The sequence below is a fragment of the Streptomyces sp. NPDC048644 genome (assembly GCF_043199105.1).
Taxonomy (GTDB): domain Bacteria; phylum Actinomycetota; class Actinomycetes; order Streptomycetales; family Streptomycetaceae; genus Streptomyces.
This window is the reverse complement of the sequence record NZ_JBICVO010000006.1, coordinates 105,860-119,873: the sequence shown is the minus strand read 5'-3', so window position 1 is coordinate 119,873 and position 14,014 is coordinate 105,860. Positions and strand designations below refer to the sequence as shown.

General features: G+C 70.6%; 13 protein-coding genes. 9 read left to right on the top strand and 4 right to left on the bottom strand.

What is annotated here, in order from left to right; all coding sequences use genetic code 11:
• The first annotated feature begins 274 nt into the window (after positions 1 to 274).
• The 4 genes from dnaK to ACGFNI_RS15590 are packed head-to-tail and all read left to right on the top strand — an operon-like array spanning position 275 to position 4,483.
• The gene (gene dnaK, locus ACGFNI_RS15605) at positions 275 to 2,131 is read left to right on the top strand and encodes a molecular chaperone DnaK (RefSeq protein ID WP_393684077.1); all 1,857 of its coding nucleotides are present in this window, start codon (positions 275 to 277) and stop codon (positions 2,129 to 2,131) included.
• The gene (gene grpE / locus ACGFNI_RS15600) at positions 2,128 to 2,805 is read left to right on the top strand and encodes a nucleotide exchange factor GrpE (RefSeq protein ID WP_393684075.1); all 678 of its coding nucleotides are present in this window, start codon (positions 2,128 to 2,130) and stop codon (positions 2,803 to 2,805) included. The genes dnaK and grpE overlap by 4 nt, the downstream gene beginning before the upstream one ends.
• 45 nt (positions 2,806 to 2,850) lie before the next feature.
• Positions 2,851 to 4,029, top strand: a complete 1,179-nt coding sequence (dnaJ, locus tag ACGFNI_RS15595; protein WP_393684073.1) for a molecular chaperone DnaJ — start codon at positions 2,851 to 2,853, stop codon at positions 4,027 to 4,029.
• A gap of 1 nt (position 4,030) precedes the next feature.
• Positions 4,031 to 4,483 carry a heat shock protein transcriptional repressor HspR gene (locus ACGFNI_RS15590; protein ID WP_227047113.1) on the top strand — a complete coding sequence of 151 codons (453 nt, stop codon included), beginning with the start codon at positions 4,031 to 4,033 and terminating at the stop codon, positions 4,481 to 4,483.
• A gap of 59 nt (positions 4,484 to 4,542) precedes the next feature.
• On the opposite strand, the gene ACGFNI_RS15585 is transcribed toward ACGFNI_RS15590, so the two are convergent.
• Genes ACGFNI_RS15585 through ACGFNI_RS15575 form a run of 3 tightly spaced genes read right to left on the bottom strand, consistent with a single transcriptional unit; the run spans position 4,543 to position 6,033 of the window.
• Positions 4,543 to 4,947, bottom strand: coding sequence for a hypothetical protein (locus tag ACGFNI_RS15585; protein ID WP_393684070.1), 405 nt, complete (start codon positions 4,945 to 4,947; stop codon positions 4,543 to 4,545).
• A 59-nt stretch (positions 4,948 to 5,006) separates the two neighbouring features.
• Positions 5,007 to 5,411 (bottom strand): TIGR03618 family F420-dependent PPOX class oxidoreductase, encoded by a 405-nt coding sequence (locus tag ACGFNI_RS15580; RefSeq protein WP_393684069.1) that lies wholly within the window; start codon positions 5,409 to 5,411, stop codon positions 5,007 to 5,009.
• 49 nt (positions 5,412 to 5,460) lie between these two features.
• On the bottom strand, positions 5,461 to 6,033 hold the full coding sequence (locus ACGFNI_RS15575; RefSeq protein WP_393684634.1) for a Uma2 family endonuclease: 573 nt from the start codon (positions 6,031 to 6,033) through the stop codon (positions 5,461 to 5,463).
• A gap of 241 nt (positions 6,034 to 6,274) precedes the next feature.
• Between ACGFNI_RS15575 and clpB the strand changes: the two genes are divergently transcribed.
• Positions 6,275 to 8,932: an ATP-dependent chaperone ClpB gene (clpB, locus tag ACGFNI_RS15570; protein WP_393684067.1), complete on the top strand. Its 2,658-nt coding sequence runs from the start codon at positions 6,275 to 6,277 to the stop codon at positions 8,930 to 8,932.
• Between the two features lie 92 nt (positions 8,933 to 9,024).
• A complete protein-coding gene (locus tag ACGFNI_RS15565; RefSeq protein WP_393684065.1) occupies positions 9,025 to 9,555 on the top strand; it encodes a YbjN domain-containing protein in 531 nt (176 codons plus the stop codon).
• Between the two features lie 75 nt (positions 9,556 to 9,630).
• Here ACGFNI_RS15565 and ACGFNI_RS15560 read toward each other — a convergent pair whose 3' ends face one another.
• Positions 9,631 to 10,815 (bottom strand): pyridoxal phosphate-dependent aminotransferase, encoded by a 1,185-nt coding sequence (locus ACGFNI_RS15560; RefSeq protein WP_393684063.1) that lies wholly within the window; start codon positions 10,813 to 10,815, stop codon positions 9,631 to 9,633.
• Between the two features lie 169 nt (positions 10,816 to 10,984).
• On the opposite strand from ACGFNI_RS15560, the gene ACGFNI_RS15555 reads away from it, so the two are divergent.
• The 3 genes from ACGFNI_RS15555 (at position 10,985) to ACGFNI_RS15545 (ending at position 13,977) form a co-directional block, all read left to right on the top strand.
• Positions 10,985 to 11,236, top strand: a complete 252-nt coding sequence (locus tag ACGFNI_RS15555; protein ID WP_393684062.1) for a hypothetical protein — start codon at positions 10,985 to 10,987, stop codon at positions 11,234 to 11,236.
• Between the two features lie 388 nt (positions 11,237 to 11,624).
• The gene (locus ACGFNI_RS15550; RefSeq protein ID WP_393684060.1) at positions 11,625 to 12,143 is read left to right on the top strand and encodes a DUF2617 family protein; all 519 of its coding nucleotides are present in this window, start codon (positions 11,625 to 11,627) and stop codon (positions 12,141 to 12,143) included.
• Positions 12,144 to 12,288: 145 nt separating this feature from the next.
• Positions 12,289 to 13,977 carry a polyamine aminopropyltransferase gene (locus ACGFNI_RS15545; protein WP_393684059.1) on the top strand — a complete coding sequence of 563 codons (1,689 nt, stop codon included), beginning with the start codon at positions 12,289 to 12,291 and terminating at the stop codon, positions 13,975 to 13,977.
• Positions 13,978 to 14,014: the final 37 nt, after the last annotated feature.

The following is a 14,014-nucleotide window of genomic DNA, read 5'->3' as shown; positions in this document are numbered from 1 at the left end:
AGCGGGACTACTAAGCGGTAACTTTTCAGGTCTGCGCTGAGGTTACCCAGTATCCGCGACCCCATGAAGCCGCCCGGCCGGTGATCTGCGTCGCGCAGGCAACCCTGCGCAGCCGTCCCGGCGTCCCCCGGCGACCGGGGCGTCGCAGGCCGGAACCCTCGGTGACGATAAGGTCGACATAAAAGTTGAGCGGGCTCGACTCAGGTCTGTTGACAGGTTTGGATCCGTGTTGCACTCTTGAGCCTGTTCCACTCAAGTCACTGGAGGAATTGAAATGGCACGTGCGGTCGGCATCGACCTGGGCACGACGAACTCCGTCGTCAGTGTTCTCGAAGGCGGTGAGCCCACCGTCATCACCAACGCCGAGGGCGCCAGGACCACGCCGTCCGTTGTCGCCTTCGCCAAGAACGGCGAGGTGCTGGTCGGCGAGGTCGCGAAGCGCCAGGCGGTCACCAACGTCGACAGGACCATCCGGTCGGTCAAGCGCCACATGGGCACCGACTGGAAGATCGACATCGACGACAAGGGCTTCAACCCGCAGCAGATGAGCGCCTTCATCCTGCAGAAGCTCAAGCGTGACGCCGAGGCGTACCTGGGCGAGAAGGTCATGGACGCGGTCATCACCGTCCCCGCCTACTTCAACGACTCCGAGCGCCAGGCCACCAAGGAGGCCGGTGAGATCGCGGGTCTGAACGTCCTGCGCATCGTCAACGAGCCGACCGCCGCAGCCCTGGCCTACGGCCTGGAGAAGGACGACCAGACCATCCTGGTCTTCGACCTCGGTGGCGGCACCTTCGACGTCTCGCTGCTGGAGATCGGTGACGGCGTCGTCGAGGTGAAGGCCACCAACGGTGACAACCACCTCGGTGGTGACGACTGGGACCAGCGCGTCGTCGACTACCTGGTCAAGCAGTTCCAGAACGGTCACGGCGTCGACCTGGCCAAGGACAAGATGGCGCTCCAGCGCCTGCGCGAGGCCGCCGAGAAGGCGAAGATCGAGCTGTCGTCCTCCACCGAGACGACGATCAACCTTCCCTACATCACCGCCTCCGCCGAGGGCCCGCTGCACCTGGACGAGAAGCTCACGCGCTCGCAGTTCCAGCAGCTGACCGCGGACCTCCTGGAGCGTTGCAAGACCCCGTTCCACAACGTCATCAAGGACGCCGGCATCGAGCTGTCCGAGATCGACCACGTGGTGCTGGTCGGCGGCTCGACCCGTATGCCGGCCGTCGCCGAGCTGGTCAAGGAGCTGACCGGCGGCAAGGACGCCAACAAGGGCGTCAACCCGGACGAGGTCGTCGCCATCGGCGCCACCCTCCAGGCCGGTGTCCTCAAGGGTGAGGTCAAGGACGTCCTCCTGCTGGACGTCACCCCGCTGTCCCTCGGCATTGAGACCAAGGGCGGCATCATGACCAAGCTCATCGAGCGGAACACGACGATCCCGACCAAGCGGTCCGAGATCTTCACCACCGCCGAGGACAACCAGCCCTCCGTGCAGATCCAGGTCTACCAGGGCGAGCGCGAGATCGCGGCGTACAACAAGAAGCTCGGGATGTTCGAGCTGACCGGTCTGCCGCCGGCCCCGCGTGGCGTCCCGCAGATCGAGGTCTCCTTCGACATCGACGCCAACGGCATCATGCACGTGACCGCGAAGGACCTGGGCACGGGCAAGGAGCAGAAGATGACCGTCACCGGCGGCTCCTCGCTGCCGAAGGACGAGGTCGACCGCATGCGCCAGGAGGCGGAGCAGTACGCGGACGAGGACACCAAGCGCCGCGAGGCCGCCGAGGCCCGTAACCAGGGCGAGCAGCTCGTCTACCAGACGGAGAAGTTCCTCAAGGACAACGAGGAGAAGGTCCCCGCCGAGGTCAAGACCGAGGTCGAGACCGCCGTCGGCGAGCTGAAGGAAAAGCTCAAGGGCGAGGACACCGCCGAGATCCGCACCGCCACCGAGAAGGTCGCCGCCGTCTCGCAGAAGCTGGGCCAGGCCATGTACGCCGACGCCCAGGCCGCGGGTGGCGCCGAGGGTGCTGCGGGTGCCGAAGGCGCCGAGCAGGCCAAGGCCGATGACGACGTCGTGGACGCCGAGATCGTCGACGACGAGAAGCCGAAGAAGGATGGTGCCGCGTGACGGAGGAGACCCCGGGCTTCGAGGAGAAGCCCGACGTCCCTTCCGGCACCGAGTCCGCAGGACACCCTGACGACGCGGCGCAGCGTGCCGAGTCCGCCGACAAGGCGGGCTCGGCCCCGGCCGGGGACGACAAGCCCGACACATCCGACATCGCGCTCACGGCGCAGCTGGACCAGGTGCGTACGGCGCTCAACGAGCGCACCGCGGACCTCCAGCGGCTCCAGGCGGAGTACCAGAACTACCGCCGCCGGGTCGAGCGGGACCGGGTCACGGTCAAGGAGATCGCCGCGGCGAACCTCCTGTCCGAGCTCCTTCCGGTGCTCGACGACGTGGGCCGTGCCCGTGAGCACGGCGAGCTGGTCGGCGGCTTCAAGTCGGTCGCCGAATCCATGGAGACCGTGGTCGCCAAGCTGGGCCTCCAGCAGTTCGGCAAGGAGGGCGAGCCCTTCGACCCGACGATCCACGAAGCCCTGATGCATTCGTACGCGCCCGACGTCACGGAGACGACGTGCGTGGCGATCCTTCAGCCCGGGTATCGCATCGGTGAACGAACGATCCGCCCCGCGCGGGTCGCGGTCGCCGAGCCGCAGCCGGGCGCCCAGGGCACCAAGTCCGCCTCCGAAGAGGACAGCAAGCCTTCGGACGAGGAAAACGGTGGCCCGGACGAGGGCTGACGTGCGGACGGCAGAGAAGAAGACGCGGAAGGAGGGACGTCGGGGATGAGCACCAAGGACTTCGTCGAGAAGGACTACTACAAGGTCCTCGGCGTCCCCAAGGACGCCACCGACGCCGAGATCAAGAAGGCGTACCGCAAGCTCGCCCGGGAGAACCACCCGGACGCCAACACCGGTGACGCCAGGGCCGAGGAGCGCTTCAAGGAGATCTCCGAGGCGAACGACATCCTCGGTGACCCCAAGCGCCGCAAGGAGTACGACGAGGCGCGGGCGCTGTTCGGCAACGGCGGCTACCGGCCGGGCCCCGGCGCGGGCGGCGGCAGCTTCAACTTCGACCTGGGCGACCTCTTCGGGGGCTCGCAGGGCCAGGGACAAGGGCAGGGCGGCGGCTTCGGCGGCGGGCTCGGGGACGTCTTCGGCGGCCTCTTCAACCGCGGCGGCGCCGGGACGCGTACCCAGCCGCGCCGCGGCCAGGACGTCGAGTCCGAGGTGACGCTCAGCTTCACCGAGGCGGTGGACGGGGCCACGGTCCCGCTGCGGATGTCCAGCCAGGCGCCGTGCAAGGCGTGCTCGGGCACCGGCGACAAAAACGGTACGCCGCGGGTCTGCCCGACCTGCGTCGGCACCGGGCAGGTCAGCCGGGGCGCGGGCGGCGGCTTCTCCCTCACCGATCCGTGCGCCGACTGCAAGGGCCGGGGCCTGATCGCCCAGGACCCGTGCGAGGTCTGCAAGGGCAGCGGCCGGGCGACGAGCGCGCGCACGATGCAGGTCCGCATCCCGGCCGGGGTGTCGGACGGGCAGCGCATCCGGCTGCGCGGCAAGGGCACTCCTGGTGAACAGGGCGGCCCGGCGGGCGACTTGTACGTCGTGGTCCACGTCGACAGCCACCCCGTCTTCGGCCGCAAGGGCGACAACCTCACCGTCACGGTGCCGGTCACCTTCCCTGAGGCCGCGCTCGGCGGCGAGGTCCGGGTGCCGACGCTGGGCGGCCCGCCGGTGACGCTGAAGATCGCGCCCGGCACTCCCAACGGACGCACCATGCGGGCCCGGGGCAAGGGCGCGGCCCGCAAGGACGGCACCCGCGGCGACCTGCTGGTCACCATTGAGGTGGTCGTTCCTCAGGAACTCGGCGACAAGGCCAGGGAATCGCTGGCGGCCTATCGCGAGGCGACCGCGGGAGAGGATCCGCGGGCAGAGCTGTTCCAGGCCGCGAAGGGAGCTTGAGATGGACAGCCGGGGCGGGCATCGTCGGAACCCGTATGAACTGACCGAAGATTCGCCGGTGTACGTCATCTCCGTCGCGGCTCAGCTCTCCGGCCTGCATCCGCAGACCCTGCGGCAGTACGACCGGCTGGGTCTGGTCTCGCCCGACCGTACGGCCGGGCGGGGCCGCCGCTATTCCGCCCGGGACATCGAACTGCTCCGTACGGTGCAGCAGTTGTCCCAGGACGAGGGCATCAACCTCGCCGGCATCAAGCGCATCATCGAGCTGGAGAACCAGGTGGCCGCGCTCCAGCAGCGGGTCGCCGAACTCCAGGGCGCCCTGGAGGGCGCGGCCAGCGCGATGCAGCAGCGCGAGGCGGCGGTGCACGCCTCCTACCGCCGCGACCTGGTGCCGTACCAGGACGTGCAGCAGACCAGCGCGCTGGTGGTGTGGCGCCCCAAGCGCGGCGAGTAGCGGCATCCGAGCAGGGGAAGGGCCGGGGAGACCCGGCCCTTTCGCTTGCCCGCGGCCGGCTAGCAGCCGTTGTAGCCCGCGGTCGGCATCGACAGCCTGCGGTGCACGTGCGACTTCATCGCCGGGGTGTAGACCGGCTCGTCGAGGTCGGCGGTCGCCAGCCGCACGCCGGCCGCCGCGCACCGCTCGGCGAAGGCGTCGGCGTCGTCGACGGCGTGCTCCAGCACTCTGCGGTGCGGCGCCACGAACACGTCGACGAGGCCCTGCTCGACGTCGCGCCACAGCTGGTCGTGGTCGGCGCGCAGGCGGTGCAGGCTGAGCCGGCAGGTCAGGTGGAAGTCACGGGCCGCCGCCCACTGTCCGCACATCTCGTGCTGGCCGCGGTCGTCGACCAGGAACGGTTCCTCGTCCAGCTCGGACAGCGGCATCAGGCAGGCGATCGCCGTGACACGGACCGCGTTCATCGTGCCCTCCGGGGCGTCGCGACGGTGGGGGCGACGATACCCCCGCCGGGGGCCCTGGCTCAGGCGCGGCCGAGCGCCTTGGTCACCGCGATCTCGATCATGACGCGGTCGGGGTTGGGGCCCGGCGTCCTGCCGTAGCGCTCGGCGTACCGGTGGACGGCGTCCGCCACCGCGTCGGCGTCCGTCCGCACCCGCGCGATGCCCTCAAGCGTCGCCCAGCGACCGCGGTCGACCTGGCACACCGCGACCCGCGCGCCGTCCGCGCCCGCGGCCCGGACGTTCTTGACCTTGGTGCTGCCCTTGCGGGTGATGATCCGCGCGATCCGCTCGCCCGCGTCGTAGGTGACGCCGACCGGGACGACGTGCGGGGTGCCGTCCGGGCGCAGGGTGGTCAGCGTCGGCATGAAGTACTCGCCCCAGAAGGTGAGGTACTCGGGGCTGAGGGCGGCGAGGTCGTGGGCCATGGGGGAAGCGTAATTGCGGCGGCGCGCCATGGGGAGGGCGCTCACGGGCTCAGAGGAAGTCGCCGGTCTCCAGGTCGAAGGAGAAGGGGGCGGGGAGGGCGATGGACTTGCCGAAGAGGGCGGTGTGGCGGGTCAGGTAGTCGCCTTTCTCCGGCTCGCTGAACAGGGTGGTCGCGGACTTGTCGCGGTCCACGAGGAGGTAGAGCGGGATGCCGGCGCGGGCGTAGCCGTGGCGTTTGGCGACGCGGTCCGCGTAGGGCTTGCTCGACGTCACCTCGACGACCATCGCAACGCCGTCGCTGGGCATCCAGGGGGGTGCTCCCTGGAAGAGGCGGAGAGCCTCCGGGGCGAAGGTGGCGTCGGGGATCACGTGGTCCGCGGGCCGGGCCCCGGTGCCGGAGAGGATGAGCCCTTTGTGTCCCGAGAGGTCCATGGGTGTTGCGGACTTCCGCAACACCTGTTTGAAGACGGTGCTCAGGTAGTACTCGTGGTCGCCGTCCGGCGGTGGCGTCGCAACGATTTCCCCCTCGATGAGCTCGGCCCTGAAGCCGCTTGGTGTGTCCAGGGCGAGAAACCCTTCGAGGAGGATGTCCGTCTGCGTAGGCATGGGCTCGTGTGCCATAGCCGTCATGCTGCACCTCCTTGTGCTGGAAGGCCAGCCTCCCCAACGGCCGCCGGTGGCGGAGCCTGGTCCGGCCCGGTTCACTCACACGTGTGGGCCCCTGCGTCCGGAAAAGTGCCGAGCGCAGGCCCCGAAACAACCTTGAGTGGAATAGACTCAACTTATCGCACGTTGGTGTGAGCAGACCGGCCTCGGGTCGGCCCCAGGATCACAGCACGAGTACGAGGAGGAACGCGCGAACGTGGACGCCGAGCTGACCAACAAGAGCCGGGAAGTGCTGAGCGCCGCCAACGAGCGGGCGGTGGCCGCCGGACATGCGGACATGACGTCCGCGCATCTGCTGCTCGCGCTCCTGGCGGGCCAGGCCGACAGCAACGCGAACATCACCGACCTGCTGGCCGCCGTCGGCGCGGACGCCGCAGCGCTGCGGTCGGGGGCCGAGCGCAGGCTCGCCGCGCTGCCCAGCGTGCAGGGCTCGACGGTCGCGCCGCCGCAGCCGGACCGCGAGCTGCTCGCCGTCATCACGGACGCCGCGCAGCGCGCCAAGGAACTGGGCGACGCCTACGTCTCCACCGAGCACCTGCTCATCGGCATCGCGGCCAAGGGCGGCGCCACCGGTGAGCTGCTGGAGCAGCAGGGCGCGTCCGCCAAGAAGCTGCTGGCGGCCTTCGAGGAGGCGCGCGACGGGCGCCGGGTGACCAACGCCGACCCGGAGGGCACGTACAAGGCGCTGGAGAAGTTCGGTACGGACCTCACGGCTGCGGCCCGTGACGGCAAGCTCGACCCGGTCATCGGCCGGGACCACGAGATCCGCCGCGTCGTGCAGGTGCTGTCCCGGCGGACGAAGAACAACCCGGTGCTGATCGGTGAGCCGGGTGTCGGCAAGACCGCGGTCGTCGAGGGTCTGGCCCAGCGCATCGTCAAGGGTGACGTGCCCGAGTCGCTGCGCAACAAGCGGCTGGTCGCGCTCGACCTGGGGGCGATGGTCGCCGGCGCGAAGTACCGCGGCGAGTTCGAGGAACGGCTCAAGACCGTACTCGCGGAGATCAAGTCCAGCGACGGCCAGGTCATCACCTTCATCGACGAGCTGCACACGGTCGTCGGCGCGGGCGCCGGCGGCGACTCCGCGATGGACGCGGGCAACATGCTCAAGCCGATGCTGGCCCGCGGCGAGCTGCGGATGGTCGGCGCGACCACCCTCGACGAGTACCGCGAGCGGATCGAGAAGGACCCGGCGCTGGAGCGGCGTTTCCAGCAGGTGCTGGTCGCCGAGCCGACCGTCGAGGACACGGTGGCCATCCTGCGCGGCCTCAAGGGGCGCTACGAGGCGCACCACAAGGTCGTCATCGCGGACTCCGCGCTGGTCGCGGCTGCCACCCTCTCCGACCGCTACATCACCTCCAGGTTCCTCCCCGACAAGGCCATCGACCTGGTCGACGAGGCCGCGTCGCGGCTGCGGATGGAGATCGACTCGTCGCCGGTCGAGATCGACGAGCTCCAGCGGTCCGTGGACCGGCTGCGCATGGAGGAGCTGGCGCTCAAGAACGAGACCGACGCCGGTTCCGTCCAGCGGCTGGAGAAGCTGCGCAAGGACCTCGCCGACAAGGAGGAGGAGCTGCGCGGCCTGACCGCCCGCTGGGAGAAGGAGAAGCAGGGCCTCAACCGCGTCGGTGAGCTGAAGGAGAAGCTCGACGAGCTGCGCGGCCAGGCCGACCGCGCGCAGCGCGACGGCGACTTCGACACCGCGTCCAAGCTGCTCTACGGCGAAATCCCCGGCCTGGAGCGGGAGTTGGAGGCAGCCGCCGAGGCGGAGGCCGAGCAGGAGGCGAGCAAGGGCGCCGACGACGGGAGCGCCACGGCGCCGATGGTCAAGGAGGAGGTCGGCCCCGACGACATCGCGGACGTGGTCGGCGCCTGGACCGGCATCCCCGCAGGCCGTCTCCTCGAAGGCGAGACGCAGAAGCTGCTGCGCATGGAGGAGGAGCTGGGCAAGCGGCTGATCGGTCAGCGCGAGGCCGTACGGTCCGTGTCGGACGCGGTGCGCCGCACCCGCGCGGGCATCGCCGACCCGGACCGCCCCACCGGCTCGTTCCTCTTCCTCGGCCCGACCGGCGTCGGCAAGACCGAACTGGCCAAGGCGCTCGCCGACTTCCTCTTCGACGACGAGCGGGCGATGGTCCGCATCGACATGAGCGAGTACGGCGAGAAGCACTCCGTCGCCCGGCTGGTCGGCGCCCCGCCCGGCTACGTCGGCTACGAGGAGGGCGGCCAGCTCACCGAGTCGGTACGCCGCCGCCCGTACTCCGTGGTGCTCCTGGACGAGGTCGAGAAGGCCCACCACGAGGTCTTCGACGTCCTCCTCCAGGTGCTGGACGACGGCCGGCTCACCGACGGCCAGGGCCGCACCGTCGACTTCCGCAACACCATCCTCATCCTGACCTCCAACCTCGGCTCGAACTTCCTGATGGACCCCCTGCTCAAGGAGGATCAGAAGAAGGAGAAGGTCCTGGAGACCGTCCGCGGCTCCTTCCGTCCGGAGTTCCTCAACCGCCTCGACGACGTGGTGGTCTTCCACCCGCTCGGCACGGACCAGCTCCAGCGGATCGCCCGGATCCAGCTCGACCACCTCCAGGGCCGCCTCGCCGACCGCAGGCTGACGCTGGACGTCACCGACCAGGCCCTGACCTGGCTCGCCTGGCTCGGCAGGGAACCGGTCGACGGCGCCCCGGCACCGGACCTGTCCTACGGGGCCCGCCCGCTGCGCCGCCTGGTCCAGACGGCCATCGGCGACCAGCTGGCGCGCGCCATCCTGGCGGGCGAGGTGCTGGACGGCGACACCGTGCGGGTGGACGTCGACGGCGACCACCTCTCCGTGGAGCCGGCCCGCGCGGCCGTCTGAGCGGCGCCACGCTCCGCCCCGCCCCGTTCGGCTTGCCAGGACGGGGCGGGCATGGCGGAGAATGGCGCAGACCATACGAAGGGAAATCCACGGTGAGCATCGACCCGTCCTCGATTCCGAATTTCGGGGGCCAGCCCGAACCGCAGCCGTCGGGGCCTGAGGGGCCCGTCGTGCCCGACCAGGACTTGGTCAAGCAGCTCCTCGACCAGATGGAGCTGAAGTACGTAGTCGACGAGGAAGGCGATCTCGCCGCCCCGTGGGAGCAGTTCCGCACGTACTTCATGTTCCGTGGGGAGGAGGAGCAGCAGATCTTCTCCGTCCGTACGTTCTACGACCGCCCGCACGGCATCGACGACAAGTCGAAGCTGCTGGAGGCGATCGACGACTGGAACCGCCGGACGCTGTGGCCCAAGGCCTACACCCACACCCACGACGACGGCACCGTCCGCCTGATCGGTGAGGCGTCGATGCTGATCGGCACCGGCGTCGCGCTCGAACACTTCGTGTCGAGCACCGTCAGCTGGGTCCGCGCGTCGATCGAGTTCGACAAGTGGATCGTCGAGCAGCTCGGCCTGGAGTCCGAGATCGAAGGCGACGAGAAGCCGGGCGACGACGAGGGCTGAGACCCTCTTGCCGACCACGGTGCGCGCGGGCCCCCGGAGCGATCTGCTCCGGGGGCCCGCGCGCGTCCGGGGCCGTCAGCCGGCCAGGGTCTTCAGCCGCGCCGCCGCGTCCTGGAGGACGTCGGTGCTCTTGCAGAACGCGAAGCGCACGAACGGGGCGCCCTCGTCCCGGTGGTCGTAGAAGACGGCGTTGGGGATGGCGACGACGCCGGCCCGCTCGGGCAGCGCCCGGCAGAAGGCGAAGCCGTCGTCGAAGCCGAGGGGGCGGATGTCGGTGGTGATGAAGTAGGTGCCGGCCGGGCGGTAGACGCCGAAACCGGCGTCGGCCAGGCCGCGGGCCAGGATGTCGCGCTTGGCGCGCAGGTCGTCCCGCAGCGCCGTGAAGTAGCCGTCGGGCAGCGCGAGCGCCTCGGCGACGGCGTACTGGAAGGGGCCGGCGGAGACGTAGGTGAGGAACTGCTTCGCCGAGCGGACGGCGCTGATCAGCTCGGGGGCCGCGGTGACCCAGCCGACCTTCCACCCGGTGAAGGAGAAGGTCTTGCCCGCCGAGCCGATGGTGACGGTCCGCCCGTGCATGCCGGGGAAGGACGCGAGGGGCAGGTGCTCGCCCTCGAAGACCAGGTGTTCGTAGACCTCGTCGGTGATCACGAGGAGGTCGCGTTCGCAGGCCAGGCGGGCGATCTCGGCCAGCTCGTCGCGGGACAGGACGGTCCCGGTGGGGTTGTGCGGGGTGTTGAGGAGGATGAGGCGGGTGCGGTCGGTGACGGCGTCGCGCAGTTCGTCCAGGTCGAGTGCGTAGGTGCCGCTCTCCGGGTCCGGGCGGAGGGTCACCGGGACGCGGGTGCCGCCGGCCATCGCGATGCAGGCGGCGTACGAGTCGTAGTACGGCTCCAGCGCGATGACCTCGTCGCCCGGCTCCAGCAGGGCCAGCAGCGAGGCGGCGATCGCTTCGGTGGCGCCCGCGGTGACCAGGACCTCGGTGTCGGGGTCGCAGGTCACGCCGAGGTGGCCGTAGAACCGCTGCTGGTGCGCGGCGACGGCGGTGCGCAGTTCGGGGACGCCGGGGCCCGGCGGGTACTGGTTGCCGCGGCCGTCGCGCAGCGCGCGCACCGCGGCCTCCCTGACCTCTTCGGGTCCGTCGGCGTCGGGGAAGCCCTGACCGAGGTTGAGGGAGTTGGTCCGTACGGCGAGCGCCGACATCTCGGCGAAGATCGTCGTGCCGAACTCGGCGAGGCGGCGGTTGAGCAGCGGTCGGTCCATGCGCGCCATCCTCCGCCGAACCTCTGGAGTTCCTCAACTGCGCATGGGGATCAGGAATGCCGGGAAGCAGCCCCGGACGAACAAAGAACACCGGTGTCATTCGCCTTGTGGCGGGGCGCCGGACGGGGCGGGTGCCTCGCTTCGGGGGAGCGGAAGGGGTGTGGGGCGGATGGGTTTCGTCGTCTTCATGGTGGTGGTCGTGGTGGTGCTGGGGCTGGTGTCCCTGCTGTCCCGCGGTGGTGCCGGAGCCGGTCGCGGGACGCGTGGGGCGGGCGGCAGCTGGTGGGTCGGCGGCGGCAGCGACGGCGGTCTCGGCGGCGGTCACCACGGACATCACGGCGGGCACCACGGGTGCGGTGGCGGTGGCGGCCATCACGGCTGCGGCGGTGGCGGGGGTTCATCCTGCGGCGGATCCGGCTGAGCCGGACGCGGGGGAGCGGGCGCCGGACGCCGGGCCGCGGGGGTTTTCACGGCGGCCCGCCCGGCGGTCCCGAGGGTGTCCGCAGGGCCGCACATGCGACTGGATCATGTCCGTGGCGCTCTCCGTTCGCGAGTCGCCGCTCTTTCTTCAACACCCGCTGAACGCTTGGGTGTTGAACAACTGAACTGTAGGGCCCTCTGAGGGATGGAAACCCGGCGAAGATGGGTAAAAACGCTGTGGACGGCAGGGCATTCGTGATTCCCTCTCCCTTGAGAATCCCCCAGTTCTCGGACCCCACGTGGGCACGAGCCGGCAGGCAGTCATATCCCTGATCCTTCTCCGGGGCGGGCCGGCCCACCATCCACTGCGTGCTTGCGGAGCCGAACCCATGCTCACGACCCTGACAACGGCCTATACCGATACCCGTGCATCAGATCTTGCCTGGGCGCTGGGCAGGGAACCCCTGCCGGCCCTGGCGGTACTCGACCTTCGACTAGACGACGCCCAGGTGCAGTTGAGGCTTCTGGGGGCCTCACATCAAGTACTGCTGGAAGAGGAGCGCGGCACCTGTTCCGAGACCGTCGCCTGCATGCCGGGCAGCAGTACGCCGCTCCCGCTCGGTGTGGCCAAGCGGCTGGGTGACTGGGAGTACGAATTCGCCGCGCATGTGGAGACACTGTCGCGCGGCTCGTTCGCGGGGCGCGCGCAGGAACTGCTCGCGCTGGTCGCCGAACACCCTCACGGCCTGGCCGGGACGTTCCCCGGCTCGCCGCACGCCTTCACCGCGATGCTGGCGCAGCGGCGGCAGGGCCAGGTGCGCTGGCGTACCTGGCATGCCTATCCCCAGGAGGGGCGCCTGGTCGCCACCCGTACCCGGGTGGGTGTGCGAGCCGTCGCGGCGGTCTGACCTGCGGCGCTCCGCAGGGGGCGCGACGGGGCGCGGAGGGCGTGGGCCCGCCCGCCCCTTCGCGCTCCAACTCCCGTGTGTAGAAAGCAGACTGCACTCGTGTGGGTGACAAATACGTACGTAATCGTCACGTAGCGTTCATTTCATGATCGACCTGCAAGAGACCGTCAGAACCGGCGCTTTCGTGCCGCCGGAGGTCACCCAGCCGGCGCGACTGCCGGTACCGTCCGGGCTCGGACGGCTGCTCGTACTCGCCGCGGTCTTCGTCTGCGCCGCCTGCGGCCTGGTGTACGAACTCGAACTGGTGGCGCTGGCCACCTACTTGGACGGCGACTCCGTCACCCAGTCATCCGTCGTGCTGTCGGTGATGGTCTTCGCCATGGGCATCGGCGCACTGCTCGCCAAACGGCTGCGCTGCCGGGCCGCGGTCGGCTTCGGCGCCGTGGAGTCCTGCCTCGCCCTGGTCGGCGGCTGCTCGGCGATGGCGCTGTACGCCTGCTTCGCCTGGTACGGCCAGTCCCGCGCCGCGCTCGTCGGCTTCTCGCTGGCCATCGGCGTGCTGGTCGGCGCCGAGGTGCCGCTGCTGATGACGCTGATCCAGCGGGTGCGCAGGCAGGACGCGGGCGGCGCGGTCGCCGACCTCTTCGCCGCCGACTACGTAGGAGCGCTCGTCGGCGGCCTGGCCTTTCCGTTTCTTCTGCTGCCGCTGCTCGGCCAGTTGACCGGCGCCCTGGTGACCGGCGCGGTCAACGCTGCGGCCGGCGGCGCGCTGGTGCTGTGGCTGTTCCGCCACGACCTGACCGTGCGGGCGCGCTGGATGCTGCTGGCCGTCAACGTCCTGGTGCTCGCGCTGCTCGCGGCGGCCGTGCTGCTGGCCGCGCCGTTCGAGCGCGCCGCCCGGCAGGCGGTGTACGGATCCGCCGCGCGGGTCGCCGTGCAGACCGGCGTCCAGGAGGTGGTGGTGACGGGAGGCGCGGGGGCCGCAGACGGTGCGGCGCATGGGAGGAAAGGTTCCGGCGCGCCGCTCGCGCTCTATCTGGACGGCCGGCTACAGGTCAGCGCCGACAACGAGTCCCGCTACCACCAGGCGCTGGTGCACCCGGCGATGGCCGGCGGGCCGCACGGCCGGGTGCTGGTGCTGGGCGGCGGCGACGGCCTGGCCGTCCGCGAGATCCTCCGCCACCGCGGGGTCCGTTCGGTGACCGTCGTCGAACTCGACGCGGAACTGGCCCGGTTGGCGCGCACGGACCCCGGCCTCGCCGCCCTCAACCGCCACGCGCTGGACGATCCCCGGGTGCGGCTGGTGACCGCGGACGCCTTCGACTGGCTGCGGCGCGAGGGCGCCCGCGGCAGGGGCCGCCGCTCGGCCCCGTACGACGTCATCGTCTCCGACCTCCCCGACCCCGGCGCGACCGCGGGCACCAAGCTCTACTCGCAGGAGTTCTACGGGCTCGCGGCGCGGGCGCTGGCCGGGGACGGGCGGATGGTGGTGCACGCCGGGCCGCCGGTGGCGCGGGCGCGGTGCTTCTGGACGGTGGACGCGACCTTGCGCTCGGTGGGGCTGCGGACCGTTCCCTACCGCTTCCCCGGACGGTTCGACGGCCACCGGACCGGACCCCGCGTCCCGGCCGTGGCAGGCACGCCGAGCGGGCTCGGCTGGTGGGGCTTCGTCCTGGCCGGGCGGCAGCCGCCGGACCTCGAAGCGGCGACGGCCACCACGAAGCTGCCGGCCGCCGCCCGTACCGACCTGCGTGCCGGAGCCCGCGCGCAGGCCCGCGACCGGATCGGCGGCCTGCCGCCCTCGACGCTGATGCACCCCCGCTACCAGGGCTGACAGGGGGCGCGCCGCGGGCACCGAGAAAGTTGTGCGG

What these genes read in the sequence shown, in the direction of transcription:
- dnaK (WP_393684077.1), top strand. Translation starts at nt 275, where the DNA reads ATGGCACGTGCGGTCGGCATCGACCTGGGCACGACGAACTCCGTCGTC.
- dnaJ (WP_393684073.1), top strand. Translation starts at nt 2,851, where the DNA reads ATGAGCACCAAGGACTTCGTCGAGAAGGACTACTACAAGGTCCTCGGC.
- ACGFNI_RS15590 (WP_227047113.1), top strand. Translation starts at nt 4,031, where the DNA reads ATGGACAGCCGGGGCGGGCATCGTCGGAACCCGTATGAACTGACCGAA.
- ACGFNI_RS15585 (WP_393684070.1), bottom strand. Translation starts at nt 4,947, where the DNA reads ATGAACGCGGTCCGTGTCACGGCGATCGCCTGCCTGATGCCGCTGTCC.
- ACGFNI_RS15580 (WP_393684069.1), bottom strand. Translation starts at nt 5,411, where the DNA reads ATGGCCCACGACCTCGCCGCCCTCAGCCCCGAGTACCTCACCTTCTGG.
- ACGFNI_RS15575 (WP_393684634.1), bottom strand. Translation starts at nt 6,033, where the DNA reads ATGGCACACGAGCCCATGCCTACGCAGACGGACATCCTCCTCGAAGGG.
- ACGFNI_RS15560 (WP_393684063.1), bottom strand. Translation starts at nt 10,815, where the DNA reads ATGGACCGACCGCTGCTCAACCGCCGCCTCGCCGAGTTCGGCACGACG.
- ACGFNI_RS15555 (WP_393684062.1), top strand. Translation starts at nt 10,985, where the DNA reads ATGGGTTTCGTCGTCTTCATGGTGGTGGTCGTGGTGGTGCTGGGGCTG.
- ACGFNI_RS15550 (WP_393684060.1), top strand. Translation starts at nt 11,625, where the DNA reads ATGCTCACGACCCTGACAACGGCCTATACCGATACCCGTGCATCAGAT.
- ACGFNI_RS15545 (WP_393684059.1), top strand. Translation starts at nt 12,289, where the DNA reads ATGATCGACCTGCAAGAGACCGTCAGAACCGGCGCTTTCGTGCCGCCG.